General features: G+C 66.1%; 28 protein-coding genes, 1 tRNA gene and 1 pseudogene. 13 read left to right on the top strand and 17 right to left on the bottom strand.

The window, feature by feature from the left end; translation table 11 throughout:
- Positions 1-218: 218 nt before the first annotated feature.
- The gene (locus tag CHU93_RS12345; protein ID WP_094474468.1) at positions 219-575 is read left to right on the top strand and encodes a hypothetical protein; all 357 of its coding nucleotides are present in this window, start codon (positions 219-221) and stop codon (positions 573-575) included.
- A 36-nt stretch (positions 576-611) separates the two neighbouring features.
- Positions 612-760: pseudogene (locus CHU93_RS18010) on the top strand (methyl-accepting chemotaxis protein); the annotation flags it as partial.
- Between the two features lie 550 nt (positions 761-1,310).
- On the opposite strand, the gene CHU93_RS12335 reads toward CHU93_RS18010, so the two are convergent.
- Positions 1,311-1,400: transfer RNA gene (locus CHU93_RS12335), tRNA-Ser, on the bottom strand.
- A 168-nt stretch (positions 1,401-1,568) separates the two neighbouring features.
- Between CHU93_RS12335 and hspQ the strand changes: the two genes are divergently transcribed.
- Positions 1,569-1,925: a heat shock protein HspQ gene (gene hspQ, locus CHU93_RS12330; protein ID WP_086116177.1), complete on the top strand. Its 357-nt coding sequence runs from the start codon at positions 1,569-1,571 to the stop codon at positions 1,923-1,925.
- On the opposite strand, the gene CHU93_RS12325 is transcribed toward hspQ, so the two are convergent.
- The 12 genes from CHU93_RS12325 to rplU form a co-directional block, all read right to left on the bottom strand.
- Entirely contained in the window at positions 1,922-2,482 is a 561-nt protein-coding gene (locus tag CHU93_RS12325) for a demethoxyubiquinone hydroxylase family protein (RefSeq protein WP_094474466.1), read from the bottom strand. The two genes, hspQ and CHU93_RS12325, sit on opposite strands and share 4 nt — an antisense overlap.
- Positions 2,458-2,955, bottom strand: coding sequence for a disulfide bond formation protein B (locus CHU93_RS12320; protein WP_094474464.1), 498 nt, complete (start codon positions 2,953-2,955; stop codon positions 2,458-2,460). The genes CHU93_RS12325 and CHU93_RS12320 overlap by 25 nt, the downstream gene beginning before the upstream one ends.
- On the bottom strand, positions 2,945-3,526 hold the full coding sequence (locus CHU93_RS12315) for a YqaA family protein (protein ID WP_094474462.1): 582 nt from the start codon (positions 3,524-3,526) through the stop codon (positions 2,945-2,947). The genes CHU93_RS12320 and CHU93_RS12315 overlap by 11 nt, the downstream gene beginning before the upstream one ends.
- A 61-nt stretch (positions 3,527-3,587) precedes the next feature.
- Positions 3,588-4,937, bottom strand: a complete 1,350-nt coding sequence (locus CHU93_RS12310) for a S41 family peptidase (protein ID WP_094474460.1) — start codon at positions 4,935-4,937, stop codon at positions 3,588-3,590.
- Positions 4,938-5,036: 99 nt separating this feature from the next.
- Positions 5,037-5,450 (bottom strand): 23S rRNA (pseudouridine(1915)-N(3))-methyltransferase RlmH, encoded by a 414-nt coding sequence (locus CHU93_RS12305; RefSeq protein ID WP_094474458.1) that lies wholly within the window; start codon positions 5,448-5,450, stop codon positions 5,037-5,039.
- Between the two features lie 3 nt (positions 5,451-5,453).
- On the bottom strand, positions 5,454-5,813 hold the full coding sequence (rsfS, locus tag CHU93_RS12300) for a ribosome silencing factor (RefSeq protein ID WP_086115703.1): 360 nt from the start codon (positions 5,811-5,813) through the stop codon (positions 5,454-5,456).
- Positions 5,814-5,835: 22 nt separating this feature from the next.
- Positions 5,836-6,426: a nicotinate-nucleotide adenylyltransferase gene (locus tag CHU93_RS12295; protein WP_094474456.1), complete on the bottom strand. Its 591-nt coding sequence runs from the start codon at positions 6,424-6,426 to the stop codon at positions 5,836-5,838.
- Entirely contained in the window at positions 6,426-7,673 is a 1,248-nt protein-coding gene (locus CHU93_RS12290) for a glutamate-5-semialdehyde dehydrogenase (RefSeq protein WP_094474454.1), read from the bottom strand. Before CHU93_RS12290 ends, CHU93_RS12295 begins: the two co-directional genes overlap by 1 nt.
- Positions 7,670-8,815, bottom strand: coding sequence for a glutamate 5-kinase (gene proB / locus CHU93_RS12285; protein WP_094474452.1), 1,146 nt, complete (start codon positions 8,813-8,815; stop codon positions 7,670-7,672). The genes CHU93_RS12290 and proB overlap by 4 nt, the downstream gene beginning before the upstream one ends.
- On the bottom strand, positions 8,800-9,843 hold the full coding sequence (gene obgE / locus CHU93_RS12280) for a GTPase ObgE (protein WP_094474450.1): 1,044 nt from the start codon (positions 9,841-9,843) through the stop codon (positions 8,800-8,802). Before obgE ends, proB begins: the two co-directional genes overlap by 16 nt.
- Before the next feature lie 76 nt (positions 9,844-9,919).
- Positions 9,920-10,195, bottom strand: a complete 276-nt coding sequence (rpmA, locus tag CHU93_RS12275) for a 50S ribosomal protein L27 (RefSeq protein WP_086115698.1) — start codon at positions 10,193-10,195, stop codon at positions 9,920-9,922.
- Positions 10,196-10,225: 30 nt separating this feature from the next.
- Complete coding sequence (gene rplU / locus CHU93_RS12270; RefSeq protein WP_086115697.1) at positions 10,226-10,513, bottom strand: 50S ribosomal protein L21; 288 nt, start codon at positions 10,511-10,513, stop codon at positions 10,226-10,228.
- 161 nt (positions 10,514-10,674) lie between these two features.
- Here rplU and CHU93_RS12265 point away from each other — a divergent pair, with 161 nt between their 5' ends.
- Positions 10,675-11,019: a hypothetical protein gene (locus CHU93_RS12265; RefSeq protein WP_094474449.1), complete on the top strand. Its 345-nt coding sequence runs from the start codon at positions 10,675-10,677 to the stop codon at positions 11,017-11,019.
- Positions 11,020-11,100: 81 nt separating this feature from the next.
- On the opposite strand, the gene CHU93_RS12260 is transcribed toward CHU93_RS12265, so the two are convergent.
- Positions 11,101-11,685, bottom strand: a complete 585-nt coding sequence (locus CHU93_RS12260; protein ID WP_094474447.1) for a urate hydroxylase PuuD — start codon at positions 11,683-11,685, stop codon at positions 11,101-11,103.
- Between the two features lie 73 nt (positions 11,686-11,758).
- Complete coding sequence (locus tag CHU93_RS18005; RefSeq protein WP_243375632.1) at positions 11,759-12,670, bottom strand: PEPxxWA-CTERM sorting domain-containing protein; 912 nt, start codon at positions 12,668-12,670, stop codon at positions 11,759-11,761.
- A gap of 229 nt (positions 12,671-12,899) precedes the next feature.
- Here CHU93_RS18005 and CHU93_RS12250 point away from each other — a divergent pair, with 229 nt between their 5' ends.
- The 9 genes from CHU93_RS12250 to CHU93_RS12210 all read left to right on the top strand — a co-directional run bounded on the left by CHU93_RS12250 (position 12,900) and on the right by CHU93_RS12210 (position 23,565).
- A complete protein-coding gene (locus CHU93_RS12250) occupies positions 12,900-13,484 on the top strand; it encodes an LSm family protein (protein WP_094474444.1) in 585 nt (194 codons plus the stop codon).
- 1 nt (position 13,485) lies between these two features.
- Positions 13,486-15,030 carry a transcription termination factor NusA gene (nusA, locus tag CHU93_RS12245; protein ID WP_094474442.1) on the top strand — a complete coding sequence of 515 codons (1,545 nt, stop codon included), beginning with the start codon at positions 13,486-13,488 and terminating at the stop codon, positions 15,028-15,030.
- A complete protein-coding gene (locus CHU93_RS12240) occupies positions 15,017-15,733 on the top strand; it encodes a DUF448 domain-containing protein (protein ID WP_165768722.1) in 717 nt (238 codons plus the stop codon). Before nusA ends, CHU93_RS12240 begins: the two co-directional genes overlap by 14 nt.
- 10 nt (positions 15,734-15,743) lie before the next feature.
- Positions 15,744-18,530, top strand: a complete 2,787-nt coding sequence (gene infB, locus CHU93_RS12235) for a translation initiation factor IF-2 (protein ID WP_106408486.1) — start codon at positions 15,744-15,746, stop codon at positions 18,528-18,530.
- 141 nt (positions 18,531-18,671) lie between these two features.
- Positions 18,672-19,121 (top strand): 30S ribosome-binding factor RbfA, encoded by a 450-nt coding sequence (gene rbfA, locus CHU93_RS12230; protein WP_086115689.1) that lies wholly within the window; start codon positions 18,672-18,674, stop codon positions 19,119-19,121.
- Positions 19,108-20,019 (top strand): tRNA pseudouridine(55) synthase TruB, encoded by a 912-nt coding sequence (truB, locus tag CHU93_RS12225; RefSeq protein ID WP_094474439.1) that lies wholly within the window; start codon positions 19,108-19,110, stop codon positions 20,017-20,019. Before rbfA ends, truB begins: the two co-directional genes overlap by 14 nt.
- A 4-nt stretch (positions 20,020-20,023) precedes the next feature.
- Positions 20,024-20,293 carry a 30S ribosomal protein S15 gene (gene rpsO / locus CHU93_RS12220; RefSeq protein ID WP_086115687.1) on the top strand — a complete coding sequence of 90 codons (270 nt, stop codon included), beginning with the start codon at positions 20,024-20,026 and terminating at the stop codon, positions 20,291-20,293.
- A 147-nt stretch (positions 20,294-20,440) separates the two neighbouring features.
- On the top strand, positions 20,441-22,780 hold the full coding sequence (pnp, locus tag CHU93_RS12215; RefSeq protein WP_094474438.1) for a polyribonucleotide nucleotidyltransferase: 2,340 nt from the start codon (positions 20,441-20,443) through the stop codon (positions 22,778-22,780).
- 242 nt (positions 22,781-23,022) lie between these two features.
- Positions 23,023-23,565 carry a response regulator gene (locus tag CHU93_RS12210; protein WP_094474436.1) on the top strand — a complete coding sequence of 181 codons (543 nt, stop codon included), beginning with the start codon at positions 23,023-23,025 and terminating at the stop codon, positions 23,563-23,565.
- A gap of 225 nt (positions 23,566-23,790) precedes the next feature.
- Here CHU93_RS12210 and CHU93_RS12205 read toward each other — a convergent pair whose 3' ends face one another.
- Both CHU93_RS12205 and CHU93_RS18175 read right to left on the bottom strand, forming a co-directional pair.
- The gene (locus CHU93_RS12205; protein WP_094474434.1) at positions 23,791-24,330 is read right to left on the bottom strand and encodes a response regulator; all 540 of its coding nucleotides are present in this window, start codon (positions 24,328-24,330) and stop codon (positions 23,791-23,793) included.
- 43 nt (positions 24,331-24,373) lie between these two features.
- Positions 24,374-25,168 (bottom strand): choice-of-anchor W domain-containing protein, encoded by a 795-nt coding sequence (locus CHU93_RS18175; protein WP_341476583.1) that lies wholly within the window; start codon positions 25,166-25,168, stop codon positions 24,374-24,376.
- Positions 25,169-25,228: the final 60 nt, after the last annotated feature.

Genomic DNA, 25,228 nt, shown 5'->3' with positions numbered 1-25,228 from the left:
CCCGAAATCACCCGGCCGGTGAATAATCCGGGTTAAGCTGATTTAGAAGATCGGCAGAGAGATCGGCGAATTTCTTGCCAAAGATGGAATAATGTGCAATAATTTCATGATGTTGACGCTGAAAGTAACCCCACCGATCTGAACACTGGGGAAGGCATTATGGAGCATATAGCCTTGCCCAGTATTGTACCAAATGCTCCAACAAAGGAACGACGACCATGAAGATTCTCGACGCCTCGATCCACGGCATCCTCGACTATGCCACGGTAATCGTCTTCGCTTCTGCACCGACGCTCCTCGGGTTTTCGGGCGCAGCTGCCATGCTAGCCTACCTGCTTGCAGGTGTTCACTTGGCAATGACCGTCCTGACCGACATGCCGCTTGGCCTCGTGAAGATCATCCCCATGCGCTTACACGCCCTCGTCGAAATGCTCGTCGGCCCCACGCTGATTGCTGCAGCCTTATTGGCCCCATCGCTGGTCATGGGAGCTCAGGGGTTCTTCGTCGCGAGCGGTATCGCGATTTGCGCGGTTTGGTTTCTTAGCGACTATGCGTCGGCGAAACAGTCCGGCTGAATGCTGGCGCTGCGCGCTTGTCTCGCAAGTGCGTTCAGCCAGATCATCGGCGGGATCAACGAGATCGCCTTCCAGACTAACCTGCTGGCTCTCAACGCCGGCGTCGAGGCGGCTCGCGTAGGCGAGGCGGCCGCGGCTTCGCCGTGGTGGCCACCGAGGTGCTCGGCTTGGCCCTGCGCTCGGCCGAACTGGGACAGGCCTATACCCACGCTGATCGGTCACAGGCTGATAGCCCTCATTGAGAGGAGCTGCTGCGCTCTCTGGTTCCCAGCCGCGCGCTGTATGATCTGATGCTCACCTTGTTCAAAAAGCGCTGGGCGGCATCTGAAGCCAAAACCCGCGAGCGTCAGCGCGAGCTAAAAGCCGAAGCGTCTGTGCTTGAAAAGAAAATTCGGGCGACCTTGGACCTGATGCTGGCCTCCGAAAGCCCCACTGTCGTTGGTGCCTTCGAACGCAAGGTCGAAGAGCTGGAGCGCAAGCGGCTTCTTCTGGAAGAACGCACGGCGCGTTGCGGCACGCAAGCCAGAGGGTTTGATGAGACTTTTCGAACCGCGTTTGAGTTTATTTCAAACCCTTGGAATCTTTGGGAAAATGGTAGCCTTGAGGACAAGAGGATCGTGCTCAAGCTGACCTTGACGGACCACCTCGAATATGATTGGAACGGCAGCGTTCGAACCGCCGAAATATCTATGCCTTTCAAGGTATTACTGGGAAAATGCGACTGCGAAAATGATTTGGCGGAGAGGGTGGGATTCGAACCCACGGTGAGCTTGCACCCACGCCGCATTTCGAGTGCGGTACATTCGACCACTCTGCCACCTCTCCGCGGTGCGAAACCCCGAGGGGCCAGTCGACGTCGCGGCTATAGCGAAGGGGATGGGCGCTGCCAAGCCCGATAAACGGCCCCGCGACAGGGGCGCCCCTTCATCCCGCCGCCGGCCGCCCTATATTGCAAGTTTGCGGCAACCCGCCCATTTGCAACCTGTGACCAACATGACCGAACCGACGACCCAAGCCGAAGATGCCCCCACCCCCGCCAGCTTCACCATCGGTGATGTGGTGCGCCACCGCGTGTTCCCGTTCCGCGGTGTGATTTTCGATGTCGATCCTGAATTCAACAACACCGAAGAATGGTGGCAATCGATCCCGGAAGAGATCAGGCCGCGCAAGAACCAGCCTTTCTATCACCTGTTCGCCGAGAACGAGGAATCCACCTATGTCGCCTATGTCAGCCAGCAGAATCTGCTGCCCGATGGCGATGGCGATCCGGTGAGCCACCCCGGCGTGGTGCAGATGTTCGACCGGTTCGAGAACGGCCGCTATCGCCTGCGCAAGCAGATCCGGAATTAAATCCGCTTCGCCAGCGCGATGGCGGTGCGGCAGCCGGCGCGGATCAGCGTTTCCATCGCCGGAAACGCCCCGCCGCCGGTGTGGGCCGCCGCCGCATCGCGGTGCGCCACCTCATCGGCGCGATAATCATCGATCATCGCCTTCAACTCGGGGTCACGTCCATCGGCCAGGGCTTCGGTCTGCTCGCCATAATGCTGGTCGATCACGGTTTCGACCGCTTCGGTGCAGGCCATCGCCGCCTTGGGGCCCAACAGGGCGGTGCCGGCGCCGAGCGCAAAGCCGGCAACATGCCAGAACGGTCCCAGCAATGTCGGGCGCACGCCGCGCGCCGCCATGATGCGGTTCATGCCGTCCAGATGGCGCTGTTCCTGGGCGGCCATGTGGCGGATTTCGCCAGCATCGCGGTGGCGCCCGCCCATCACGGCCAGCTGCCCGGCATAGATGCGCGCCGCACCATGTTCACCGGCCTGGTCCACCCGGATCATGGCGCGCGTGTCGGGCCGGCGGTCACCGGGCAGGTGGCGGCGCGGTTTCAACGGGGTTTCAGCATCAGCCATGCGGCCACTCCAGCAAGCATCAGGGAAACGATGAAGTTCCATCCTGCCATGGAAATCCCGAACATCTGCCAGGGTATGGCGTCGCAGCGCACCAGCGGCTGGGCCAAAATGTCGGCCAGCATCGCCTTGGCATCGCCCGCGGTGGGCGGCGCGGTGCAGCGGGTCAGGCCCTGCCACCATTTCTGTTCCACCCCGGCGTGGAACAGCGCGATGCCGGCGTTGCCAAGCAGCGCCAGCAGGGCCAGCAATCCGGCCAGCCGGGCCGGCGTGGCCAGTTGCGGCTGGCGTGCGGAAATCGCCCTCAGCACGATGGCATCAAGCGCCAGAAAGGCCGTGGCCATCAATGCCCAGCGCTGCCACCAGCACATCTCGCACGGCACCAGGCCGCCAATGATCTCGAACCCCCAGGCCCCGGCCAGCAGCGCCAGGCTGCCCGCCAGGATCAGCACCGCGCCCCAGCCTTCAGAACGCATATTTCACCACCACGAACCCGCCGACAAACAGCGCCGTGGCCGTCAACGCCAGGGCGTTGAAATAACGGTCGATCAGCTCCTGCGCCTTGGCGCCAAAACGGCGCAGCACCAGCGCCACCAGGAAGAAGCGCCCGCCCCGGCCCAGGATGGAGGCGGCGATCAGCACCGGGATCGACAGGCCCACCGATCCGGCGGCAATGGTCGCCACCTTGTAGGGGATGGGCAGGAAGGCAAAGGCCAGCATCCACAGGAAGCCATTGGCCTTGATGCTGGCGGCAAAGGCCACAAACTTGTCCTGATAACCATAAAAGTCCAGAAGCGGCACGCCGATGGCCTGATACAGCAGCGATCCGATGAGATAGCCCAGCAGGGCGCCAGCCACCGATGCAACCGTGGACACGGCCGCATAGCGGATCGCGCGTTCGGGCCGAGCGATCGACATCGGAATCTGCATCACATCCGGCGGCACCGGAAAGAAGCTGCTGTCGGCAAAGCTGATGGTGATCAGCCAGCGTTCGGCACCAGGCCCGGCGGCCTTGGCCAAAGTCCAGTCATACAGGCGGCGCAGCACAGGCGATCCTTGGCAAGAGCGGGGATTTGGGCTGCTTAGCCTGTGCGTGTGACAGCTGCAATCAACGGCTTGCCGGGCGCGGCGCGGCACCCGCCACCTGCACCGGCGCCACCGTGGGCGGCACCAGCCGGCCGACCAGCCGCAGGGCATAATCCATCTGGTAATCCAGCACGCCCTTGGCCTTCAGCTCGTCGGCCTTGGCGACAAAGCGCGGATCAGGCGCACTGTCCTGCTCCACCAACAGATTGGTGCTGTCCTTCACCTCGTTGATCAGATGCTTCTTCAGATCAGCCTCGCGCAGCGGCTTGCGTTCCGCCACCCGCGGATCGGAAAGCTGCGGCACCACGATATCGGGATCGATGCCATTTTCCTGCACGCTGCGGCCCGATGGGGTGAAATACCGCGCCGTCGTCAACCGCAGCGCCGTTTCGGCCGACAGCGGATACACGGTCTGCACGCTGCCCTTGCCAAAGCTGCGCTGGCCCAGAACGATGGCGCGGCGATGATCCTGCAGGGCGCCTGCCACGATCTCGGCCGCGCTCGCCGTGCCTTCGTCCACCAGCACCACCACCGGCTTGCCCTGGGTCAGGTCGCCGGCCTTGGCATAATAATGGTCAACATCATTCTTGGCGCGGCGGCGTTCCGAAACCACCTCGCCGCTTTCCAGGAACACGTCCGAAACCTTGATCGCCTCGTCCAGCAGGCCGCCGGGGTTGGAGCGCAAATCGATCACATAGCCGGCGACATTCTCGCCCAGCTTGGCGCGGATGCCCTCCACCGCCGCGCGGGTGGCATCGCCAGTCTTGCTGTTGAAGGTGGTGATGCGGATCATGCCAACCTGGCCACGCACCTCCCACTTCACCGGCTTGATCACCACAACCGCACGGGTGAGGGTGAATTCCAGCGGCTTGGGCTCGCCCTGGCGCACCACCGTCACCTTGATCTTGGTGCCGGATGGCCCGCGCATCTTGTCCACCGCATCGTTCAGCGACGTGCCATAGATCAGCTCGTCATCCAGATGGGTGATGTAATCGCCGGCCTTGATGCCGGCCAGCGCCGCCGGCGTGTCGTCGGTGGGCGTCACCACCTTCACCACGCCATCCTCCGCCGTCACCGTCAGCCCCAGGCCGCTATACTCGCCATCGGTCGTCTGCTTCAGATTGGCGAAATCCCGGCCATCCAGATAGGACGAGTGGGGATCAAGGCTGGACAGCATGCCGTTGATGGCGCCGCGGATCAGGGTCTTTTCATCAACCTGATCCACATAAGTGGCACGCACCCGCTCCAGCACGTCCACCAGCGTCTTCAGATCCTGATAACTGTCCGACTCCGCCGCCGCCTCGACAGCGGCATAGCCCGGCACCAGCACCAGGGCGGCCAATGGCAGGGCGATCTTCCAGTGTTTCGTCATCGTGAACGGACTCGCAAGCGGTACACAGGGCAGAATAGCAGAAGCTTGGCCCAGCGCTACTCCCTGCGGCCTTGCGGCCGGGTGAACCGGGGTCAGGCGCTAGGCCCGGTGGTAGGGATGCCCGTCCAATATGGAAAGCGCGCGATAAATCTGCTCGGCCAGCATGGCGCGCACCAGCATGTGCGGCCAGGTCGCCCGGCCAAAGCCCAGCAGCAGATCGGCCCCGGCCCGCGTGGCATCATCATGGCCATCGGCCGCACCAATCAGGAAGCGCACCTCGCGGGCGCCATCATCGCGCCAGCGGCCCAGCAGCGCCGCCAGCTCGGTGGACGGCAGGTCGCGGCCACGCTCGTCCAGCACCACGGTGCGGCCGCCGGCAAAGGCCGGCCAAGCGGCCGTGTCGCCAATCTCGGTCACCGCCAGCCGGCCCTTCAGCCGCTGGGCATAGCGCTGCACCAGCTCGCCTTCAGGCGATTGGCCGATGCGGCCCCGGGCGATGATGTGCAGCTTCAAGGGTCAGCGCGGGCTGCCCAGCGGCCCGGTCACGGGTGCAAAGGCCGGCGATGGGTTGGGCGCTTCGTCCAGGCCCCACATCTTCTCCAGATTGTAGAAGCTGCGCACATCCGGGCGGAAGATATGGACAATGATATCCCCGCAATCGATCAGCACCCAATCGGCCGCCGGCAGGCCCTGCACGCGGGCGCTGCGGCCGAAATCGGCCTTCAGTTTCTCGGCAATCTTGGTCGCCATCGATGCCACCTGCCGGCCCGAACGGCCACTGGCGATCACCATGTAATCGGCGATGCTGGTCTTGCCGGCCAGGCTGATGGAAACAGGATCGACAGCCTGGTCATCGTCCAGGCTTTTCATGATCATGGCGTGGAGTTCGTCCACGCGGTCAGTTGCGGTCAAGCGTTGGTCCTTGGTTCGTGGCCCAGCCGGGATCGGCAGCGCGGATGGCGGTTGCCGATTCCGGCCGCAGCCGGGAATGAAGCCTCATTATCGCCGGGCGCGGCGCATCCGTCCAGCGCCGGGGCGCCACCGGCGACCAGCCGGCCCATTTCAGCGCCGGGGCGGCCCGCAACGACACGCCAGGGCGCGGCACCACGGCCAGCGGCACCGCCCGCAAAAACGCCCGCCAGCGCCGCCAGCGGTGCAGTTCGGCCACAATGTCGCCGCCGCCGATCCACACGAAATCATGCTGCGGAAACCGCCGCTTCAGGGCCGCCACCGTGTCGACGGCAAAGCGCGTGCCCAGCGCGGCCTCCAGCGCGCTCACCCGGATGCGCGGATGCCGCGCCACGGCCCGCGCCCGCGCCACCCGCAGCGGCAGCGCCGCCATGCCCGCGGCCGATTTCAACGGGTTCAAGGGCGACACCAGCCACCACACCTGGTCCAGCTGCAACTGCGCCAGCGCCACCAGGCTGATGTGCCGGTGCGCCCCATGTGCCGGGTTGAAGCTGCCGCCCAACAGGCCGATGCGGGCCATCAGGGGCGCACTTGCCCGGTGCCGCGCACGATGGTCTTGAAGATGGTCAGCCCTTCCAGCGCCACCGGCCCGCGCGCGTGCAGGCGGCCGGTGGCGATGCCGATCTCCGCGCCAAAACCGAATTCGCCGCCATCGGCGAACTGGGTGGAGGCGTTGTGCAGCACGATGGCGGCATCGACGCGGGCGAGGAAGTGCTCGGCCACCGCCTCATCCTGCGCCACCACGCTTTCGGTGTGCTGGCTGCCATGGGCGGCGATATGGGCGATGGCGCCCTCCACCCCGGCAACTTCGGCCACGCTGGCGATCGCATCCAGATATTCCGTGTCCCAATCCTCCGGCCGGGCCGCCACCACGCGGGCGTCCAGCGCCTGCACGGCGGCACTCCCGCGCACCTCGCAATCATCATCAAGCAACGCCGCCACCAGCCGGCGCTTCAAGGCCACCGGCGCCGCCGCGTCGATCAGCAGCGTCTCCATCGCCCCGCACACCGCCGTGCGCCGCAGCTTGCTGTTCACCACGATGGCCACCGCCTGATCGGGATCGGCGCTGGCATCGACATAGACATGGTTGATGCCATCCAGATGCGCCAGCACCGGCACCTTCGCCTCGGCCTGCACACGGGCCACCAGGCCCTTGCCGCCACGCGGGATGATCACGTCAATCAGGCCATGCGCGCCCAGCATATCGCCCACCAGCGCCCGGTCTCCGGCCGGCACCATTTGCACCGCCGCCGCCGGCAGCCCGGCCGCGCCAAGCCCCTGCGCCATGCAATCAAGCAGCACCGCGTTCGAGCGCGCTGCCTCGCTGCCACCGCGCAACAGGCAGGCATTGCCGGCCATCAGGCACAGGGCGGCGGCATCGGCCGTCACCCCTGGCCGGCTTTCATAGATGATGCCGATCACCCCCAGCGGCACCCGCACCCGTTCAAATTGCAGGCCATTGGGCCGCGACCAGCGCGCAATCACCTCGCCCACCGGATCGGTCAGCCCGGCCACCGTGTCCAGCCCGGCGGCAATCCCTTCAACGCGGGCGCCATCCAGCGCCAGCCGGTCCACCAGCGCCGCCGACAGGCCAGCCGCCTGCCCGGCCGCCACATCGGCGGCATTGGCGGCCAGCAGTTCAGCGCTGCGCGCCCGGATCGCGGCCGCCGCCACCCGGATGGCTTCGGCCTTCTGCGCCGTCGTCGCCGCCGCCAGCGCCGGCAGCGCCGCCCGCCCCGCACGGGCCATGTCGTGAATCAGGCTCATATCAGCACCAGATGATCGGCATGCACCAAGGCCGCCCGCGGGGCATAGCCCAGCACGCCGGCCTGGTCATCGTTGCGGCGGCCGCGAATGGCCATGGCATCGGCTGCATCATAGGCAGCCAGCCCACGGCCGAGCAATTCCCCGGCCGGGCCCAGAATCGCCACCACGTCGCCGCGCCGGAACTTGCCGTCCACGCCGGTCACCCCGGCCGCCAGCAGCGAGGCCCCGCGCTTCAATGCGGCCGCCGCCCCGGCATCCACCTGCAGCGTGCCCGCCACGGTGATGCGCCCGGCCAGCCAGGCCTTGCGCCCGCGGGCGTTGCGCGGCGGCAGGAACAAGGTGCCGCCGCCGCTTTGCGCAAAATGCTGGAGCGGCCGGTCCACCCGGCCATCACAAATCGCCAGCGTTATGCCCGCCGCGCCCGCCATGCGCGCCGCCAGCAGCTTTGCCGCCATGCCGCCCGAACCCATGCCCGATCGCGTTTCGCCGGTGGCCATCGCCATGACCTCCGGCGTCAATGCCCGCACCACCGGCAGCCGCTGCGCCGTCGGGTCGCTGGCCGGATTGGCGGTGTACAGCCCATCCACGTCCGACAGCAGGATCACGCCGGTCGCACCAGCCGCCTGCGCCGCCCGCGCCGCCAGCCGGTCATTGTCGCCATAACGGATTTCGGCGGTCGCCACCGTGTCATTCTCATTGAGCACCGGCACCGCGCCCAGATCGAGCAGGCGCGCGATCGTCGCCGCCACGTTCAGATAGCGCCGCCGGTCTTCCAGATCGCCCAGCGTCAACAGCACCTGCGCCGCCGTCAGCCCGGCTGCGCCCAGCAACTGCTGCCACACCCCGGCCAGCGCCACCTGGCCCACGGCGGCAGCGGCCTGCGCGTCTTCCAGGCTGGCGCGGCCGCCCTTGTCGAGCCCCAGCCGGCGCGCGCCCAGCGCAATCGCCCCGGATGACACGATCACGATCTGCTGCCCGGCGTGGCGCCGCGCCGCCAGATCGGCCACCACCCCGGCCAGCCAGTGTTCCCGCACCTGGCCGGCGCCATCCACCAGCAGCGACGATCCGATCTTCACCACCAGCCGCGGGCAGCGGGCGGGATCAAAGGCCGCAGCAGGGGTTTCGGTCAGAGCGGCGACCACGGCTGATCTCCGCCCTTTGCCGCCTGCTTCATCGCCTGCGCCCGGCCAGCCATCTCCATCAGCTTGTCGAGCACGCCGTCCACGCCGGCCCGGGTCGCGGCGCTGATCACATGCACGGTGGCACCGCTGGCCTGCTCCAGCGCCCGCTTCTTGGCAGCGAGCGCCTGCGGGGTGACCAGATCGGTCTTCGACAGCGCCAGTATCTCCGGCTTGTCCTCCAGCCCGCCGCCATAGGCCGCCAGCTCCTCACGCACCGTGCGCCAAATCTCCGCCGGGCCGGGCTGGCTGGCATCCACCAGGTGCAGCAGCACGCGGCAACGCTCGATATGGCCCAGGAACCGGTCGCCAATGCCCACGCCTTCGGCCGCGCCGGCGATCAGGCCGGGAATATCGGCCATCACCAGCTCCTGCCCCTTGTGGGCAACCACGCCGAGCTGGGGCTTCAGCGTGGTGAAGGCATAATTGCCCACCTTGGCCTTGGTGTTGGAAATGGCGTTGATCAGGCTGGATTTGCCGGCATTGGGCTGGCCCACCAGGCCGACATCGGCCAGCAGCTTCAGCCGCAGCCACACCCACATGTCCCGCCCCGGAAAGCCGGGCTGGAACTGGCGCGGCGCGCGGTTGGTGCTGGTCTTGTAATGGTCATTGCCCTTGCCGCCGTCGCCACCCTTCAACAGCACCACGCGCTCGCCCACGCGGGTCATGTCGGCGATCAGCGTGCGGTCCTCGTCGTCGGCCAGGATCTGCGTGCCCACCGGTACCTGGATCAGCAGATCATCGCCGCCGGGGCCGGTGCGGTTGCGGCCCATGCCATGGGAACCGCGCTTGGCCTTGAAATGCTGGGTGTAGCGAAAATCAATCAGGGTGTTGAGGCCATCGACACATTCAAAGATGATGTCGCCACCCTTGCCGCCATCGCCGCCATCGGGCCCGCCATATTCCACATATTTCTCGCGCCGGAACGACACGGCCCCATCACCACCGGCACCGGAGGCAATGAAGATCTTGGCCTGATCGAGAAACTGCATGGGGGTTTTCCAATGCAAAAAGGGGAGCCGGTCGCCCAGCTCCCCTTTTCAGATATCCGAACGGATGGGGCCGGGCTTATTCAGCCGCCAGCGGTTCCGCAACCGGATCAACCGAAACATATTTGCGGCCCAGCTTGCCGGTGTGAAACACCACGGTGCCGGTGGCCAGGGCGAACAGGGTGTGATCCTTGCCGATGCCGACGTTGCGGCCCGGGTGCGTGGGGGTGCCACGCTGGCGGATGATGATCGTGCCGGCGTTCACGGCCTGGCCGCCAAAGCGCTTGACGCCAAGGCGCTTGCTTTCTGAATCGCGACCGTTCTTCGAACTGCCGCCTGCCTTCTTGTGAGCCATGGTGGGTTATCCTTGTTCCGGGGCGCGCAATCAGGCGACCGAAGTGATCTTCAGCACCGTCAGATTCTGGCGGTGGCCGTTGCGGCGGCGATAATTGTGGCGACGGCGCTTCTTGAACACGATCACCTTGTCGCCCTTGGTCTGGGCCACGATCTCGGCGGTCACGGCGCCGCCCATGGTGACAGCGGCGCCTTCGCCGGTCATCAGGGTTTCCAGGGTCACGGCCGTGCCAGCATCCCCTTCGATCTTTTCGACGATGATCTTGTCACCGTCAGCGACCCGGTACTGCTTGCCGCCGGTGCGCACCACTGCGAACATGTCTTCAGCCTTGCAACTATAAGTTTCAATGTGAGCCGTGCCAGAATCACTGCTGATCCCGGCCCAAGCGAAGGCGCGGCGATAGATTAAGCCCTTTCGCTTGTCAACAACGGCAGCGCCCCCTTCCAACGGCTGCGCCACTCGTGCATCAGGGATGCCACGTGACCCGCCGCCGCGCCATCCTGATCAGCATCGCCGCCCTGTTGGGGGCGGCACTGGCGCTTGGCCTCTATGATCGGGAAATCGATGCCGAAACCGCCGCCGGCATCGCCGAACGCATGGCGCGCGATTATCACGCCCGCACCGGCCACCCCAAGACCGAATTTGCGCCCCGCGAAGGCCGGCTGTGGGCCGATGGCTGGGAATATCGCTGGCGCTTCAAGCCCTGCCCCGATGTCGCCTCGCTGCGCGTGTGGATCAGCCGCAACGGCCGCCGCGTGCGCTATGCCGAACTGCCGGAATGCGACGCCACCGATGGCCAGCCGCTGCGCCCCCGAATCGCCTGAGCGCAAGACGCATCGCCTGACAAAGGAAAAGGCCGGCCTGCTTGGCGCAGTCCGGCCTTTTTCAATCCTCGCCCCTGTGGATCAGGCGGCGCCAATCGCGTGCTGGGCGATCATGCAATAGAGCATGGGGAACGACAGCAGGAAGTTGGTGCGCGAAAAGATCATGGCGGTGGTGCCGGCCTTGGCCTTCTGTTCCGGCGCGCCATCCACGATGCCCAGCGCGATCTTCTGGTTCGGCCAGATCAGGAACCACACGTTGAAGGCCATGATCAGGCCGAGCCACATGCCCAGGCCAATCACCCGCAGGCCTTCCTGGAAGGTGAGCGCACCCACCAGATTGGCGCCCGACAGGCCGATGCCGGCCAGCACGGTGAGCAGCGAGCCGTGGCGGAAATAGAGCAGCGCCTTGGGCGCGATATATTTCGTCACGCCCGGCTTCAGCTCGGCCGGCACGCTCGGCATGGTCGGGATCTGCACGAAGTTGAAATAATAAAGCAGGCCGATCCACAGGATGCCGGCCCAGACGTGGATGACGCGCATGAAGCCCAGCACCCAGCCGCCGGCGTCTTCAGCGATCATGCCATGATGGAAAGCGACGATGACGCCGACCATGGCCAGAAGCCCGATCAGCAGCGCGTTGGACAATTTGCCCAGGATAGCAGCCATGTGAATACCCCGAAACTGAAGTTGACCGGCCCCCTATAGGCGACCGGTCCGATCTTGTTAAGGGGCGCAGCGATCAGGCCGGCAGCGCCCGGCGACGGCGCATGGCCGCACCCACCAGGCCAAAGCCGGCAATCATCATCGCCCAGCTCTGCGGTTCCGGCACGCCGCCGGTGAACGCCACCTGCTTGCCCGACACGCCAAACTTCACCCACTCGTCAATCTGGCCGATGTTGCCGGTGATGCTGTTCAACTGGGCATTGATCCGGCCCGACAGCACCCAGCCGAAATCCCAGAAATGCCCGGTCGTCACCAGCCATTGCGAGGCAAAGCCGGAGCCGACCTCGGGAAAGTTCGGGTTGGTGAGGTTGGTGGCCGGCGTCACCGTCTGCGCCGTGATCACGCTGCCGCGCACCGCAGCGCCCGTGGCACTGAACGCCAGGTTGGACAGGCTGACGACCGGGGCATAATTGTTCGGCGCCGCCAGCGGCCGCACCCGGCTCGACACCTCCAGATGCAGCGCATTCATCGCCAGCTGGCCCGGGCTGAGCAGCGTGCCCGGCGTTTCCCCGGTGGCGCTGGCCGCCCGCAGCTGGGCCGCGCTGGCCGTCGCCGCCGGCGACAGCGCCGGGGCGAAGCTGCCCCAGACAAGGGTGCTGGTGACATTGGCCGGGCTGGTCACGCTGAAAATCATCCCTTGGCCAACGATGTTGCGCAGGGTGAAATCAAAGCTGACATTGTTCAGCGCCGCCAGATTGCCCAGGTTGGTCGAAATGAAATTGGCGCCGCCCGGCACATTCTGGGTGCCGCCCCCCGAATCGAGCGACAGATCGAAATTGGTCGGCGACACGCGATATTTCGCACCCATCACAAGATTGCCGATGCTGGTGACCGTCACACCCGGATCATTGATGAACACGGTGGCGGCGCGCGCCGGCTGCACGGCAGCCAGACCGGCCAGGACAACAAGAGCGAAGGCAGGGCGCATGTGACCTCGGTTGACAGGGGGATTGACGATGCTGCACGCCAACATCGCGAGAAAGCTGAATACAAACGTCAATAACGCGTTAATATTGATGGCGATTCACCACCCTTGCCGGCCGGCGGCTTCTGGCCTATATGCAGCGTCGTTCCTGCATGGCTGATGGTTTGCAGGCTGCGCGGCCCCGCTGCGCGGCGGCAAATCCCTTTGGCCAGCGCAGCACAGGAGAGACTTTTTGGCCCCGACCGATCTTGATGCCCGGCTTCATGCCATCATTGCCCCCGTGGTGGCGGCAATGGGGCTGGATCTGGTGCGCATCCAGCTGTCAGGCCAGCCGGGCAGCCTCACCCTGCAGGTGATGGCCGAGGATCCCGCCACCGGCCAGCTCACCATCGATCAATGCACCAAGCTCAGCCGCGCGCTCGATCTGCCGCTCGATGAAGCCGATCCGATCAGCGGCGAATATGCCCTTGAAGTCTCCTCCCCCGGCATCGACCGGCCGCTGACCCGCCACAAGGACTGGCAGGCCTGGACCGGCCACGAGGTCAAGCTGAAGCTGGAGCCCAAGGTGGACGGCCGCGCCCGCGTGGTGGGCGACATCGCCGGGCTCGACGGCGACGACGCCCTGGTCACCACCAAGGATGGCGTCACGCTGCGGCTGCCGCTTGACCATATCAAGGGTGCCAAGCTGGTGCTGACCGATCGGCTGATCAAGGAAAGCCGCCCGCTCGACCCCACCGGCGCCGACGAGATCATCGAAACCGGCGATCCCGCCGACAATGACAATGAAACCCCCGACAACGACCCTTCGGAGGATTGAGATGGCAACTGCAGCAACCGCCAACCGCGCCGAACTTCTGGCCATCGCCGATGCCGTGGCGCGCGAGAAGTCGATCGATCGCGCCATCGTGATCGAGGCGATGGAAGACGCCATCCAGCGCGCCGCCCGCGCCCGCTACGGTGCCGAGAACGACATCCGCGCCAAGATCGATCCCAAGTCCGGCGAAACCCGCTTGTGGCGCGTGCTGGAAGTGGTCGAGGAGCCTGAGGATTTCTTCAAGCAGATCAGCCTGAAGGACGCGCTGAAGAAAGACAAGTCGGCCGAGCTGGGCAGCTTTGTCGTCGATCCGCTGCCGCCGGTGGAATTCGGCCGCATCGCTGCCCAGGGCGCCAAGCAGGTGATCGTGCAGAAGGTGCGCGATGCCGAGCGCGAGCGCCAGTTCGAGGAATTCAAGGACCGTCAGGGCGAGATCATCACCGGCGTCGTCAAGCGCGCCGAGTTCGGCCATGTCGTCGTCGATCTGGGCAAGGCCGAAGGCGTCATCCGCCGCGACCAGCAGATCCCGCGCGAAGTGCTGAAACCCGGTGACCGCGTGCGCAGCCTGATCCTCTCTGTCCGCCGCGAGCCGCGCGGCCCGCAGATCTTCCTGTCCCGCGCCCACGGCGATTACATGAAGAAGCTGTTCGCCCAGGAAGTGCCGGAAATCTATGACGGCATCATCGAGATCAAGGCCGTGGCCCGCGATCCGGGCAGCCGCGCCAAGATCGGCGTGATCAGCCGCGATTCGTCCATCGATCCGGTTGGCGCCTGCGTCGGCATGAAGGGCAGCCGCGTGCAGGCCGTCGTGCAGGAACTGCAGGGCGAAAAGATCGACATCATCCCCTGGTCGCCCGACACCGCCACCTTCGTCGTCAACGCGCTGCAGCCGGCGGAAGTGTCGAAGGTGGTGCTGGACGAGGAAGAAGGCCGCATCGATGTCGTCGTCCCCGACGATCAGCTCAGCCTCGCCATCGGCCGCCGCGGCCAGAATGTCCGTCTCGCCTCGGCGCTGACTGGCAAGCAGATCGACATCATGACCGAGGCCGACGAAAGCGAACGCCGGCAGAAGGAATTCGTCGAGAAGTCCGAACTGTTCCAGAACGAGCTGGATGTCGATGAAACCCTGGCCCAGCTGCTGGTCGCCGAAGGCTTCTCCGAACTGGAAGAGGTCGCCTATGTCGAGCTGGCCGAACTGGCCAGCATCGAAGGCTTTGACGATGATCTGGCCACCGAACTGCAGAATCGCGCCATCGAGGCGCTGGACCGCCGCGAAGCCGCCGCCCGCGAGGAACGGCAGGCGCTGGGCGTGTCCGATGATCTGGCCGGCATTGATGGCCTGACCGAAGCCATGCTGGTGGTGCTGGGCAAGAAGGGCGTCAAGACGCTCGACGATCTGGGCGATCTCGCCACCGACGAACTGGTCGGCCGCTCGGGCATGCTCAAGGAATTCGCCCTGTCCGAAGAGGATGGCAACCGCATCATCATGGCCGCACGCGCGCACTGGTTTGCCGATGAGGAGGACGCGTCGGCGGATGGAAACCAATGATGGCCTGAACGGGACGGCCCCGGACACGGAAAAGGATGGCAGCCAGCGCCGCTGCATCCTGACGGGGGAGTCTGCCCCGCGCAGCGGCCTCATCCGGCTGGCGCTGGGCCCCGATGGCCAGGTTGCGGCCGACTGGTCGGAACGTCTGCCCGGCCGCGGCGCGTGGATCAGTGCCGATCGCAGCCTGTTTGCCAGCGTGGCCGCAAAGGGCCGGCTGCGCGGTGCCCTGGCCCGCGCCTTCAAGGCCAACAATTTCAGCCTGCCCGATGATCTGGAAATGCGGATCGTCCGCGGGCTGGAACAGCGGCTGCTGAACCGGCTGGGCCTTGAAAAGCGCGCCGGCACCCTGATTCTGGGCGGCGACCGCGTGCGGGAAGCGCTGGCGAAGGGCAAGATTTTCGCCGTGCTGCACGCCGGCGATGCCCGCCCCGACGGCACCGACCGGCTGGACGGCATGGCGCGTGCGGTTGGCGAATCCCTGGGCGAAGATATTCCGCACCAGCGGCTGGCAATCGGGCGCGAGGCCCTGTCGGCAGCGCTGGGCCGGGACAATGTGGTGCACATGGGCCTCACCGACGCGGGTGCGGCGGCGCGCGTGCTGGCCGACGCAGTGCGGCTGGCCGGATTTGTGGGCGAAGAAACGACGAATGACGCGGCAGACAGTGCAACAATGGTTGCCCTGAACGCCGCCGAAAGGCATTAGGCGGCGGATTATGAGTGACGACAACAAACCCAAACTGGGCATGCGTGCCCCCCTCGGCCTGAACAAGTCGGTCGAGGTCGGCAAGGTCAAGCAGCAGTTCAGCCACGGCCGCACCAAGCAGGTGGTGGTCGAGGTGAAGCGCACGCGCGTGCTGCACCGTCCGGGTGAAACCCCCGCCCCGGCACCGGAACCGACGCCGGCACCGGCGCCCGCCCCGGCCCCTGCCGCCCGCGCCCCGGATGCGCCGCGCCCGGCCGCCCCGGCTGCACCCGCCCCGGCCCCCGCCCCGACCCCGGCAGCCACCACGCCGCCGGCTGAAACTGCGCCGGCCGCACCGCGCCCGCAGATGCCGCCGCCGGTGATGTTCCGCCCGGTGGAACGCCAGGCGCCGCCGCCCCGTCCCGATTCCAAACCGCCCGAGGCCAAGCCCGCCGAAGCCCCGGCTCCGGCCCCGGTTGAAGCCCCAACCGAAGCCAGGGCCGAACCCAAGCCGGCGCCCGCACCGGCCAAGCCGGCTGCGCCCACCGCCGCCCGTCCGGCCCAGCGCCCGGCTGCCCCGCCGCCGCGTCCCGCAGCGCCCGCCGCCGGTGGCCGCCGCATGACGCCCGCCGAACTGGCCGCCATGTATCAGCGCCAGGCCGAGGAAGAGCGGCTGCGCCTGCTGGAAGAAGCCCGCATCCGCGAAGAGCAGGAGCGCGCCCAGCGCGAAGAGGAAGAGCGTCGCCGCATCGAGGAAAAGCGCCTGGCCGCCGAGGAGCTGGCCACCCGCCCCGATCCGGTGCCGGAAGCCGATGGTCTGGTCATCCCGACCGACATCGCCGACGATGATGATGATTCGATGCGCGTGCGCATCATCCCCGGCCGCAAGCCGGAAGCCCCCAAGCCGTCGCGGCTGAAGGGCGGCGATGATCGCCGCAAGTCGGGCAAGCTCACGGTCACCCGCGCGCTGGATGACGAAGGCAACACCCGCGTGCGCAGCCTTGCCGCGCTGCGCCGCGCCCGCGAAAAGGAACGCGGCCGGCTGGGCAGCCAGGCCAAGCAGGTGCGCGATGTGACCGTGCCCGACACGATCACCGTGCAGGAACTGGCCAACCGCATGGCCGAACGCACCAACAATGTCGTGCGCCTGCTCGCGAGGCTGGGCGTGCCCACCGCCGCCCACGAGGAAATCGATCAGGACACCGCCGAACTGGTGCTGACCGAATTCGGCCACAACATCGTGCGCGTTTCGGCCAGCGACGTTGAAAAGGGCATGGTTGGCGAAGCCGACATCGAGGAGGATCTGGTCACCCGTCCGCCGGTCGTCACCATCATGGGCCATGTCGATCACGGCAAGACCAGCCTCTTGGATGCGCTGCGCGGTTCCAACGTGGTGAAGGGCGAAGCCGGCGGCATCACCCAGCACATCGGCGCCTATCAGGTGACGACGAAGGACAAGCAGAAGATCACCTTCCTCGACACGCCGGGCCACGAGGCTTTCACCTCGATGCGCGCCCGCGGTGCCAGCATCACCGATATCGTCGTGCTGGTGGTGGCCTGGGATGATGGCATCATGCCGCAAACCATCGAAGCCATTCAGCACACCAAGGCTGCCGGCGTGCCGATGATTGTCGCCATCAACAAGATGGACAAGCCCGGCGCCGATGCCGCCCGCATCCGCACCGCCCTCCTCCAGCATGATGTGCAGGTGGAAGAAATGGGCGGCGAGGTGATGGACGTCGAAATCTCGGCCGTGAAGAAGACCGGCCTTGATGAGCTGCTGGAAAAGATCCTGCTGCTGGCCGAAATCTCCGAATTCAAGGCCAACCCGGATCGCGCCGCCGAAGGCACGGTGATCGAAGCCAAGCTCGACAAGGGCAAGGGCCCGCTCGCCACCGTGCTGGTGCGTCGCGGCACCCTGAAGCGGGGTGACATCTTCGTGATGGGCCAGGAATGGGGCCGCGTGCGCGCCATGACCGACGACAAGGGCGTGCAGGTGAAAGAGGCCAGCCCGTCGATGGCGGTGGAAGTGCTCGGCCTGGGCGGCGTGCCGCAGGCCGGTGACGTCGTCACCGTGGTGGAAAACGAAGCCCGCGCCCGCGAAGTCGCGGAGTATCGCGTCGGCCTCGCCACCGCCAAGCGCACCGCCGGTAACGGCCCGGCCAATCTGGAAGACATGTTCTCGGTGCTGCGCGCCAAGAAGGTGCAGGACTTCCCGCTGGTCATCAAGGCAGACACGCAAGGCTCGGCCGAAGCGATTGCCGGCGCCGTCTCCAAGGTGGGCAACGAGCAGATCCGCGCCAAGGTGCTGCTGGCCAGCACCGGCGGCATCACCGAAAGCGATGTCACCCTGGCCAAGGCCTCGGGCGCGCCGGTGATCGGCTTCAACGTCCGCGCCAATGCCAAGGCCCGCGAAATCGCCCAGCGCGATGGCGTGGCGCTGAAATATTACGACGTCATCTATGATCTGATCGACGACGTGAAGGCGGGCATGGCCGGCCAGCTCGGCCCCGAAGCCTTCGAAACCGTCGTCGGCCGCGCCCAGGTGCTGGAGGTGTTCCAGGCCGGCAAGACCGGCAAGGCCGCCGGTCTGCGCGTCACCGAAGGCTATATCAAGAAGGCCCTGCGTGCCCGCGTCATGCGCGACGACGTCATCATCTACACCGGCTCCATCGCCTCGCTGCGCCGCTTCAAGGAGGATGTGGCCGAGGTCAAGGTTGGCCTGGAATGCGGCATCACGCTGGCCGATTCGTCGGATGTGAAGGCTGGCGACATCATCGAGACCTATGAAGTCGAGATGAAGGATCGCTCGCTGTAGCGCGGCCAGCGCATCTGGCGCAGCCAAATGCGCGGACTCGCGCAAAGTCGGCCGGCGGGCCGGCGGGCATTGGGCCCGCCGAACCCGTTCGACGTCAGCCGCGGCTTTGCCGCGGCCTCAGATAGGGTAAGGATATTGCCCATGCCCCGTTCCACCCCTGATGCCCAGGGCCGCCCGATCCGCCTGCAACGCATTGGCGAGCAGGTGCGCCATGCCCTGGCCGAAATCCTCAGCCGCGGCGATCTGCGCGACGATCTGATCAGCCGCACCATCGTCTCCGTGTCCGAAGTGCGGGTCACGCCCGATCTCAGGCACGCCACCGTGTTCGTGAAGGCCTCGAACGGCGATGATGAGGCCGTGGTGAAAGCGCTGGGCAGCCACGCCCGCTTCCTGCGCGGCGAAGTCGCCCGCCGGCTCGCCACCAAATACACGCCCGACCTGTCGTTCCGCCGCGACGAGAGCTTCGATGCCGGCGCCCGCATCGATGAAGTGCTGCGCCGCCCCAGCATCGCCCGCGATCTCACCGACAAGCCTGGCGCCCGCCCATGGAAAAGCCTGGCCGACAGTGTCGAGGACGATGACGGCGAATGACGCTGGCCTCAACGGCTGGATCATCCTCGACAAGCCACTCGGCCTGACCAGCGCGCAAAGCGTGGCGGCGGTGAAGCGCATCCTGCGCGCCGCCGGCCTGAAGGCGCCGCGCATCGGCCATGGCGGCACATTGGATCCGCTCGCCACCGGCGTGCTGCCGATCGCGCTGGGGGAGGCGACCAAATTGGCCGGCCGCATGCTCGATGCCGCCAAGGCCTATGATTTCACCGTGGAATTCGGCAGCCAGACCAGCACGCTCGATGCCGAAGGGGATGTCGTCGCCACCAGCGATGTGCGCCCCACCGCCGAACAGGTCGCCGCCATGCTGCCGCGCTTCACCGGTGCCCAGGACCAGGTGCCGCCGGCCTATTCGGCACTGAAGGTCGATGGCCAGCGTGCCTATGCCCTGGCCCGCGCCGGCCACGAGGTCAGCCTCGCCACCCGGCGCATCACCGTCCACAGCCTCGCCCTCGCCGCCAGCAGCCCGACCAGCGCCACCCTGTCCACCCGAGTCTCCAAGGGCAGCTACATCCGCTCCCTCGCGCGCGACATCGCGCTGGCACTCGGCACGGTGGGCCATGTCACCATGCTGCGCCGCACCCAATCCGGCCCGTTCACCCTCGCCCAGGCGATATCGCTGGACAAATTGGCCGAACTGGTGCAGGGGGCCGAGCTTGAACAGGCAATCTTGCCGCTGATGACAGGGCTGGACGACATCCCGGCTCTCGCCATCACGCCAGAGGAGGCGGCGGCGCTCAAACAAGGGCGCAAGCTTCTCGGGCATCCAGCCAGCAACGGCACCCATCTCGCAGCCCTCGGCTCTGTTCCCGTGGCGCTTGTCGAGGCCCATCAGGGCGAGGTGCGGGTGCTGCGCGGGTTCAACCTTATGAAGGAGTGATACGATGTCGGTGACCGCCGAAAAGAAGGCTGAAATCATCAGCAGCAACGCCCGCGCCGCCAACGACACCGGTTCGCCGGAAGTCCAGGTCGCCATCCTGTCGGAGCGCATCGCCAACCTGACCGAGCATTTCAAGACCCACGCGAAGGACAACCACTCGCGTCGCGGCCTGCTCGTGCTGGTCAACAAGCGCCGCTCGCTGCTGGATTATCTGAAGAAGAAGGATGCAGCGCGTTATACCGCGCTGATCACCAAGCTGGGTCTGCGCAAGTAACCCAGCCTCCCGAACGGCCCCCACAGCGGGGCCGTTCGTTTATCCGGCCCGGAGCGAATGAGCGCCCCCGGCCGGCGCCGCCACGAACGGCGGCACACACTGCTGTGGCGACCGGCAATGGGGCCGGCCCGCCTGGGAAAGACGAGAATGTTCACGATCCACAAGGAAGAAATCAACTGGGGCGGCCGCACGCTGACCCTGGAAACCGGCCGCATTGCCCGCCAGGCCGATGCCGCCGTGCTGGCCACCCTGGGCGAAACCGTGGTGCTCTGCGCCGTGACCGCAGCCAAGTCGATGAAGGAAGGGCAGGATTTCTTCCCGCTCACCGTTCACTATCAGGAAAAATACTCCGCTGCCGGCCGCATCCCCGGCGGCTTCTTCAAGCGCGAACGCGGCGCCACCGAGCATGAAACGCTCACCAGCCGCTTGATCGACCGCCCGGTCCGTCCGCTGTTCCCCGAAGGTTTCTACAACGAAATCAACGTCATCGCCCAGGTGCTGAGCTATGACGGCGAAGCCGAGGCCGATATCCTCGCCATGGTCGCCGCCTCTGCCGCCCTCACCCTGTCGGGCGTGCCCTTCATGGGCCCGATCGGCGCTGCCCGTGTCGGCTACATGGATGGCGAATATATCCTCAACCCCACCAAGACCCAGGTGAAGGAGGGCAGCCTCGATCTCGTCGTTGCCGGCACCTCCGATGCGGTGATGATGGTCGAATCCGAAGCCAAGGAGCTGTCGGAAGAGGAAATGCTGAACGGCGTGATGTTCGCCCACCGCAGCATCCAGCCGGTCATCGATGCCATCATCCGCCTCGCCGAAAAGGCTGCCAAGGATCCCTGGGATCTGGCCGTCACCGACGACAAGGCGATGCTGGCCACGCTCAAGAAGGCCGTGGGCAAGGATATCGACGCCGCCTATCGCCTCACCGGCAAGTCCGCCCGCCAGGCCGCGCTCGCCGCCGCCAAGGACAAGGCCAAGGCCGCCTTCGCCGATGGCACCCCGCAGGAGCAGATGAAGGCCATCAAGCTGTTCAAGAAGCTTGAAGCCGACATCGTGCGCGGCGCCATCCTGAAGGAAGGCCGCCGCATCGATGGCCGCGACACCAAGACGGTGCGCCCGATCGAAGCCATGGTCGGCTTCCTGCCGCGCACCCATGGTTCGGCGCTGTTCACCCGCGGCGAAACCCAGTCGATCGTCACCACCACGCTCGGCACCGCCGACGCCGAACAGATGATCGATGGCCTCGATGGCCTGCGCTACGAACGCTTCATGCTGCACTACAACTTCCCGCCCTATTCGGTCGGCGAAGTCGGCCGCTTCGGCGCCCCGGGCCGCCGCGAGATCGGCCACGGCAAGCTGGCGTGGCGCGCCCTGCACCCGCTGCTGCCGTCGAAGGAAGAGTTCCCCTACACCATCCGTGTGCTGTCCGACATCACCGAGTCCAACGGCTCCTCGTCGATGGCCACGGTGTGCGGCGGCAGCCTCGCCCTGATGGACGCCGGCGTGCCGCTCAAGCGCCCCTGCGCCGGCATCGCCATGGGCCTGATCCTCGAAGGCAAATATTTTGCCGTGATCAGCGACATCCTGGGTGACGAAGATCACCTGGGTGACATGGACTTCAAGGTGGCCGGCACGTCGGAAGGCGTCACCTCGCTGCAGATGGACATCAAGGTCGCCGGCATCACCGAGGAAATCATGCGCGTCGCCCTGGCCCAGGCCAAGGACGGCCGCGCCCACATCCTCGGCGAAATGGCCAAGGCCCTGTCCGGCGCTCGCGAAAGCATGTCCGCCCACGCCCCGCGCATCGAAACGATGAGCGTGCCGAAGGACAAGATCCGCGACATCATCGGCACCGGCGGCAAGGTGATCCGCGAGATCGTCGCCACCACTGGCGCCAAGGTCGACATCGAGGATGACGGCACCGTCAAGATCGCCAGCTCCGACCCGGCCCAGATCGAAGCCGCCAAGAACTGGATCATCGGCATCGTCGCCGAACCGGAGGTGGGCAAGATCTACACCGGCAAGGTCGTCTCGATGGTCGATTTCGGCGCCTTCGTGAACTTCATGGGCGCCAAGGACGGCCTGGTCCACATCTCGGAAATCAAGAACGAGCGTGTGGCCAACGTGAAGGACGTGCTGAGCGAAGGTCAGCAGGTCAAGGTCAAGGTCATCGGCGTCGATGATCGCGGCAAGGTCAAGCTGTCCATGCGCCTCGTCGATCAGGAAACCGGCGAGGAACTGCCGGACACCCGCCCGCCGCGGGAACCGCGCGAAGGCGGTGACCGTGACCGTGACCGCGGCCCGCGCCGTGACGGCGACCGCGGCGACCGCCGCCGTGATGGTGGCCGTGGCGACCGTGGTCCCCGCCGTGATGGCGACCGTGGCCCGCGCCGCGACCGTGACGACCGTGGCGAAGGCCGCAGTGACCGGGGCGGCGACGGCGATGCCGGCGGCCTGCCCAGCTTCCTGACCGGCAACGACGACTAAGCCTGCCGGCCACAAGCCCAAGCAACAAGGGCCGCGCTTCTCTGCAAGCGCGGCCCTTTTTGCGTGCGCCCGGCATGGGCCCTCCGCGCCTGTTCAATTTGCTATTGTAATTTCGCTGATGACAATTCAGCCATGTTTTCGCGAGGAGTATTGGGGTTGCGTATGAAGGGAAGCGTTGCGTCCCGACGAATGCTGGTCCGTGCCAATCAGGCGCGAACCGCGACGCCGGCGTTCTGTGCAACATGGCGGCGCCGGTCCGGCCAGAGGCCATCGGCGTGACGCCGGGTTCCCGCAGCCAGCCAAGGCCTGAGCCGGCGGCGACTGACACGCGCTTTCCCGATCCTGAAGGCGGCAGCCGCCAACCGCTCACCGTCCTCGTTGTCGATGGCGATCCCGCCTATCGCCGCAACATCGTCGAACAATTGCAGGGGCAGGGCCATATCGTGTCCGCCTTTTCCAACTGCACCGATGCCTGGACCGCGCTGCAATCCACCCGCTTTGATGCGGCGATCGTCGATCTTGAAACCCCGGCCATCACCGCGCTGGAACTGGCCCGCCGCATCGACGGCATGGCCGGGGGCCCCCGGCTGATCGCCACCAGCCCGAACCTGACCAGGCACAGCCGCATGGGCCGCGCCCTGTGCCGCGACAATGGCTTTCGCGACGTGATCAGCAAGGACGCCGGCCGGCGCAATTTCAACTACAAGCTGAAAGCCAGCCTGCGCAGACGCGGGCAACCGCACGACAGCGACGACGACAACCCAAACCCGCCAGCCACCGAATGACCACTGTCGCCCGGCCGCGAGCAGCGACGATGACCGCCTCTGCGCAGTCCGGCAATGGGTGAACCATCGGCCGCCGGGAAGGCGGGCCGATGGTTCGTGCCGGGGCCGGTACACGACAGGCGGCGCGGCGGGGGGCCATCGCCAATTGTGTGCCCGGGGCCGGCAATGGGATTGATCCGGCGGCCCGCCTTCCTGTTCGGTGGAGCCATTCAATCAGCCGCCATTTCAGCTTGCGGAACCCTCCGTGCCGAGCGGGGTTGTCACCGCGGTCAGGCGCGATCCAGATCCGTCAGCTGGTCTTGCAGACCGGCCCAGGGCGGCAAGGGCCAATTGGAGGGAGCGTTGGAATGTGCGCTGCGCGACAGCCTTGCTGACCACGTTGGAAAAACCATTCTGTCGGCAAAGATCGCTCCCAAGGCGTGAGCGGCTGTCGATGTTGGCGCTGGTGGCAATCAATTCCGTGCTGGGGGTCAGGCTGCTGACCCGGCGGGCGAGTTCAAGTGCAGTGATGGCAGGCGTTTCCAGATTAACCAGCACAGCGTCGAACCGCACGGCCTGCAAAACCTCCCAGGCCTGATTGCAGTTGGAAAAGATGCTCACATCATGGCCCAGAGCCGCCACCTGCCGGGCAATGGCCTGCCGGACAATCGGGTCGGGATCCACGACCATGATGCTTAAGCGTTCGCTGGAATCGGTTTGCGAGGGTTCGTCGGGCTGGCTGCATCCGTCTGATCTGCCATTCACGGGATAGATCCTTGCTGTCATAGACTTCCCCGAACTTGCCAGGACGCCGCCAGCCCGCGGCGAGTCACGCCGTGTCACCCGCGAGACCGCGTTGGCATCCACCTGTCCCGCCAGGTGGATGCCAGGCGTTGCGGCACTGATCGCGATGATCAGGCCAAAATGACGCGCAATTGGCGGCGGCGGGCGCCCAGGCCAANAAGCCGGCCAGCATCATCGCCCAGCTGGCCGGTTCCGGCACACCATTGCCCGCGATCAATTCGACGCGATTGCTTTCTGCAGAGCTGCTGAAGGTGCCCACGCCTGTGAGATTCAGGTCGCCGGTGAAGGTGAAGCCTTTGTCGAAGCTACCAAAACGGATGAGATAGCTCCACGCACCATTTTCCGGAGCCGCGAAGGATGCCGGCAAAATCGGGTTGCCGTTCAACATCAGGTTGCTGAGACCCATCGTGCCGGCCCCAGCCGCCACGTCGCGGATCTGGATTTCCAGCGCGTTCATGCGTTCTGCCTGCTTGATCGGCGACAGGCCGGCCCGGAAGCTGGCCCAGTTCAGCGTGTTGCCATTGACCGTGCTGCTCAGCGTGTCCGTCACCGCATCATAGGACAGGCTGAACGGGTTGGCGCCGTTGACCCAGGTGAGGTTGCCGGCAACACGGTTGGCAGCGTCGCCAAGGCTGGTGCGGCCCAGGAAGATTTCCTGCTGCGTCGGCGAACCAAAGGCGCGCATGCGCATGCCGCCATGTGTGCTGAGCAACCGGGTCGCCGTGGTCGGGCCAGTGAAGGTGGTGGCCGGAGCCGCAGCGGCTGGCAAGGCAGACATGGCCGTTGTCAGCAAGCCAGCGGCGACAAGTGTGCGCGTCATCATCATGTAAACTCCTGTTGTAGCCCGGATTATTCACCGGCCGGGTGATTTCGGGTTGGC

The sequence above is a fragment of the Sandarakinorhabdus cyanobacteriorum genome, assembly GCF_002251755.1.
In the GTDB taxonomy this organism is placed as follows: domain Bacteria; phylum Pseudomonadota; class Alphaproteobacteria; order Sphingomonadales; family Sphingomonadaceae; genus Sandarakinorhabdus; species Sandarakinorhabdus cyanobacteriorum.
The sequence above is the reverse complement of the archived record's forward strand: the minus strand, read 5'-3'. Positions and strand labels throughout refer to the sequence as shown.

Coding starts and splice junctions, on each gene's coding strand:
- CHU93_RS12310 (WP_094474460.1), bottom strand. CDS start 4,937: ATGACGAAACACTGGAAGATCGCCCTGCCATTGGCCGCCCTGGTGCTG.
- CHU93_RS12260 (WP_094474447.1), bottom strand. CDS start 11,685: ATGGCTGCTATCCTGGGCAAATTGTCCAACGCGCTGCTGATCGGGCTT.
- nusA (WP_094474442.1), top strand. CDS start 13,486: ATGGCAACTGCAGCAACCGCCAACCGCGCCGAACTTCTGGCCATCGCC.
- CHU93_RS12295 (WP_094474456.1), bottom strand. CDS start 6,426: ATGGCCCGCATCGGCCTGTTGGGCGGCAGCTTCAACCCGGCACATGGG.
- rsfS (WP_086115703.1), bottom strand. CDS start 5,813: ATGATCATGAAAAGCCTGGACGATGACCAGGCTGTCGATCCTGTTTCC.
- CHU93_RS12325 (WP_094474466.1), bottom strand. CDS start 2,482: ATGGCTGATGCTGAAACCCCGTTGAAACCGCGCCGCCACCTGCCCGGT.
- rbfA (WP_086115689.1), top strand. CDS start 18,672: ATGCCCCGTTCCACCCCTGATGCCCAGGGCCGCCCGATCCGCCTGCAA.
- CHU93_RS12240 (WP_165768722.1), top strand. CDS start 15,017: ATGGAAACCAATGATGGCCTGAACGGGACGGCCCCGGACACGGAAAAG.
- hspQ (WP_086116177.1), top strand. CDS start 1,569: ATGACCGAACCGACGACCCAAGCCGAAGATGCCCCCACCCCCGCCAGC.
- obgE (WP_094474450.1), bottom strand. CDS start 9,843: ATGCAGTTTCTCGATCAGGCCAAGATCTTCATTGCCTCCGGTGCCGGT.
- CHU93_RS12290 (WP_094474454.1), bottom strand. CDS start 7,673: ATGAGCCTGATTCACGACATGGCCCGTGCGGGGCGGGCGGCGCTGCCG.
- CHU93_RS12205 (WP_094474434.1), bottom strand. CDS start 24,330: ATGACAGCAAGGATCTATCCCGTGAATGGCAGATCAGACGGATGCAGC.
- truB (WP_094474439.1), top strand. CDS start 19,108: ATGACGGCGAATGACGCTGGCCTCAACGGCTGGATCATCCTCGACAAG.
- rpsO (WP_086115687.1), top strand. CDS start 20,024: ATGTCGGTGACCGCCGAAAAGAAGGCTGAAATCATCAGCAGCAACGCC.
- infB (WP_106408486.1), top strand. CDS start 15,744: ATGAGTGACGACAACAAACCCAAACTGGGCATGCGTGCCCCCCTCGGC.
- CHU93_RS12345 (WP_094474468.1), top strand. CDS start 219: ATGAAGATTCTCGACGCCTCGATCCACGGCATCCTCGACTATGCCACG.
- CHU93_RS12320 (WP_094474464.1), bottom strand. CDS start 2,955: ATGCGTTCTGAAGGCTGGGGCGCGGTGCTGATCCTGGCGGGCAGCCTG.
- rplU (WP_086115697.1), bottom strand. CDS start 10,513: ATGTTCGCAGTGGTGCGCACCGGCGGCAAGCAGTACCGGGTCGCTGAC.
- CHU93_RS18005 (WP_243375632.1), bottom strand. CDS start 12,670: ATGCGCCCTGCCTTCGCTCTTGTTGTCCTGGCCGGTCTGGCTGCCGTG.
- CHU93_RS12210 (WP_094474436.1), top strand. CDS start 23,023: ATGGCGGCGCCGGTCCGGCCAGAGGCCATCGGCGTGACGCCGGGTTCC.
- rpmA (WP_086115698.1), bottom strand. CDS start 10,195: ATGGCTCACAAGAAGGCAGGCGGCAGTTCGAAGAACGGTCGCGATTCA.
- pnp (WP_094474438.1), top strand. CDS start 20,441: ATGTTCACGATCCACAAGGAAGAAATCAACTGGGGCGGCCGCACGCTG.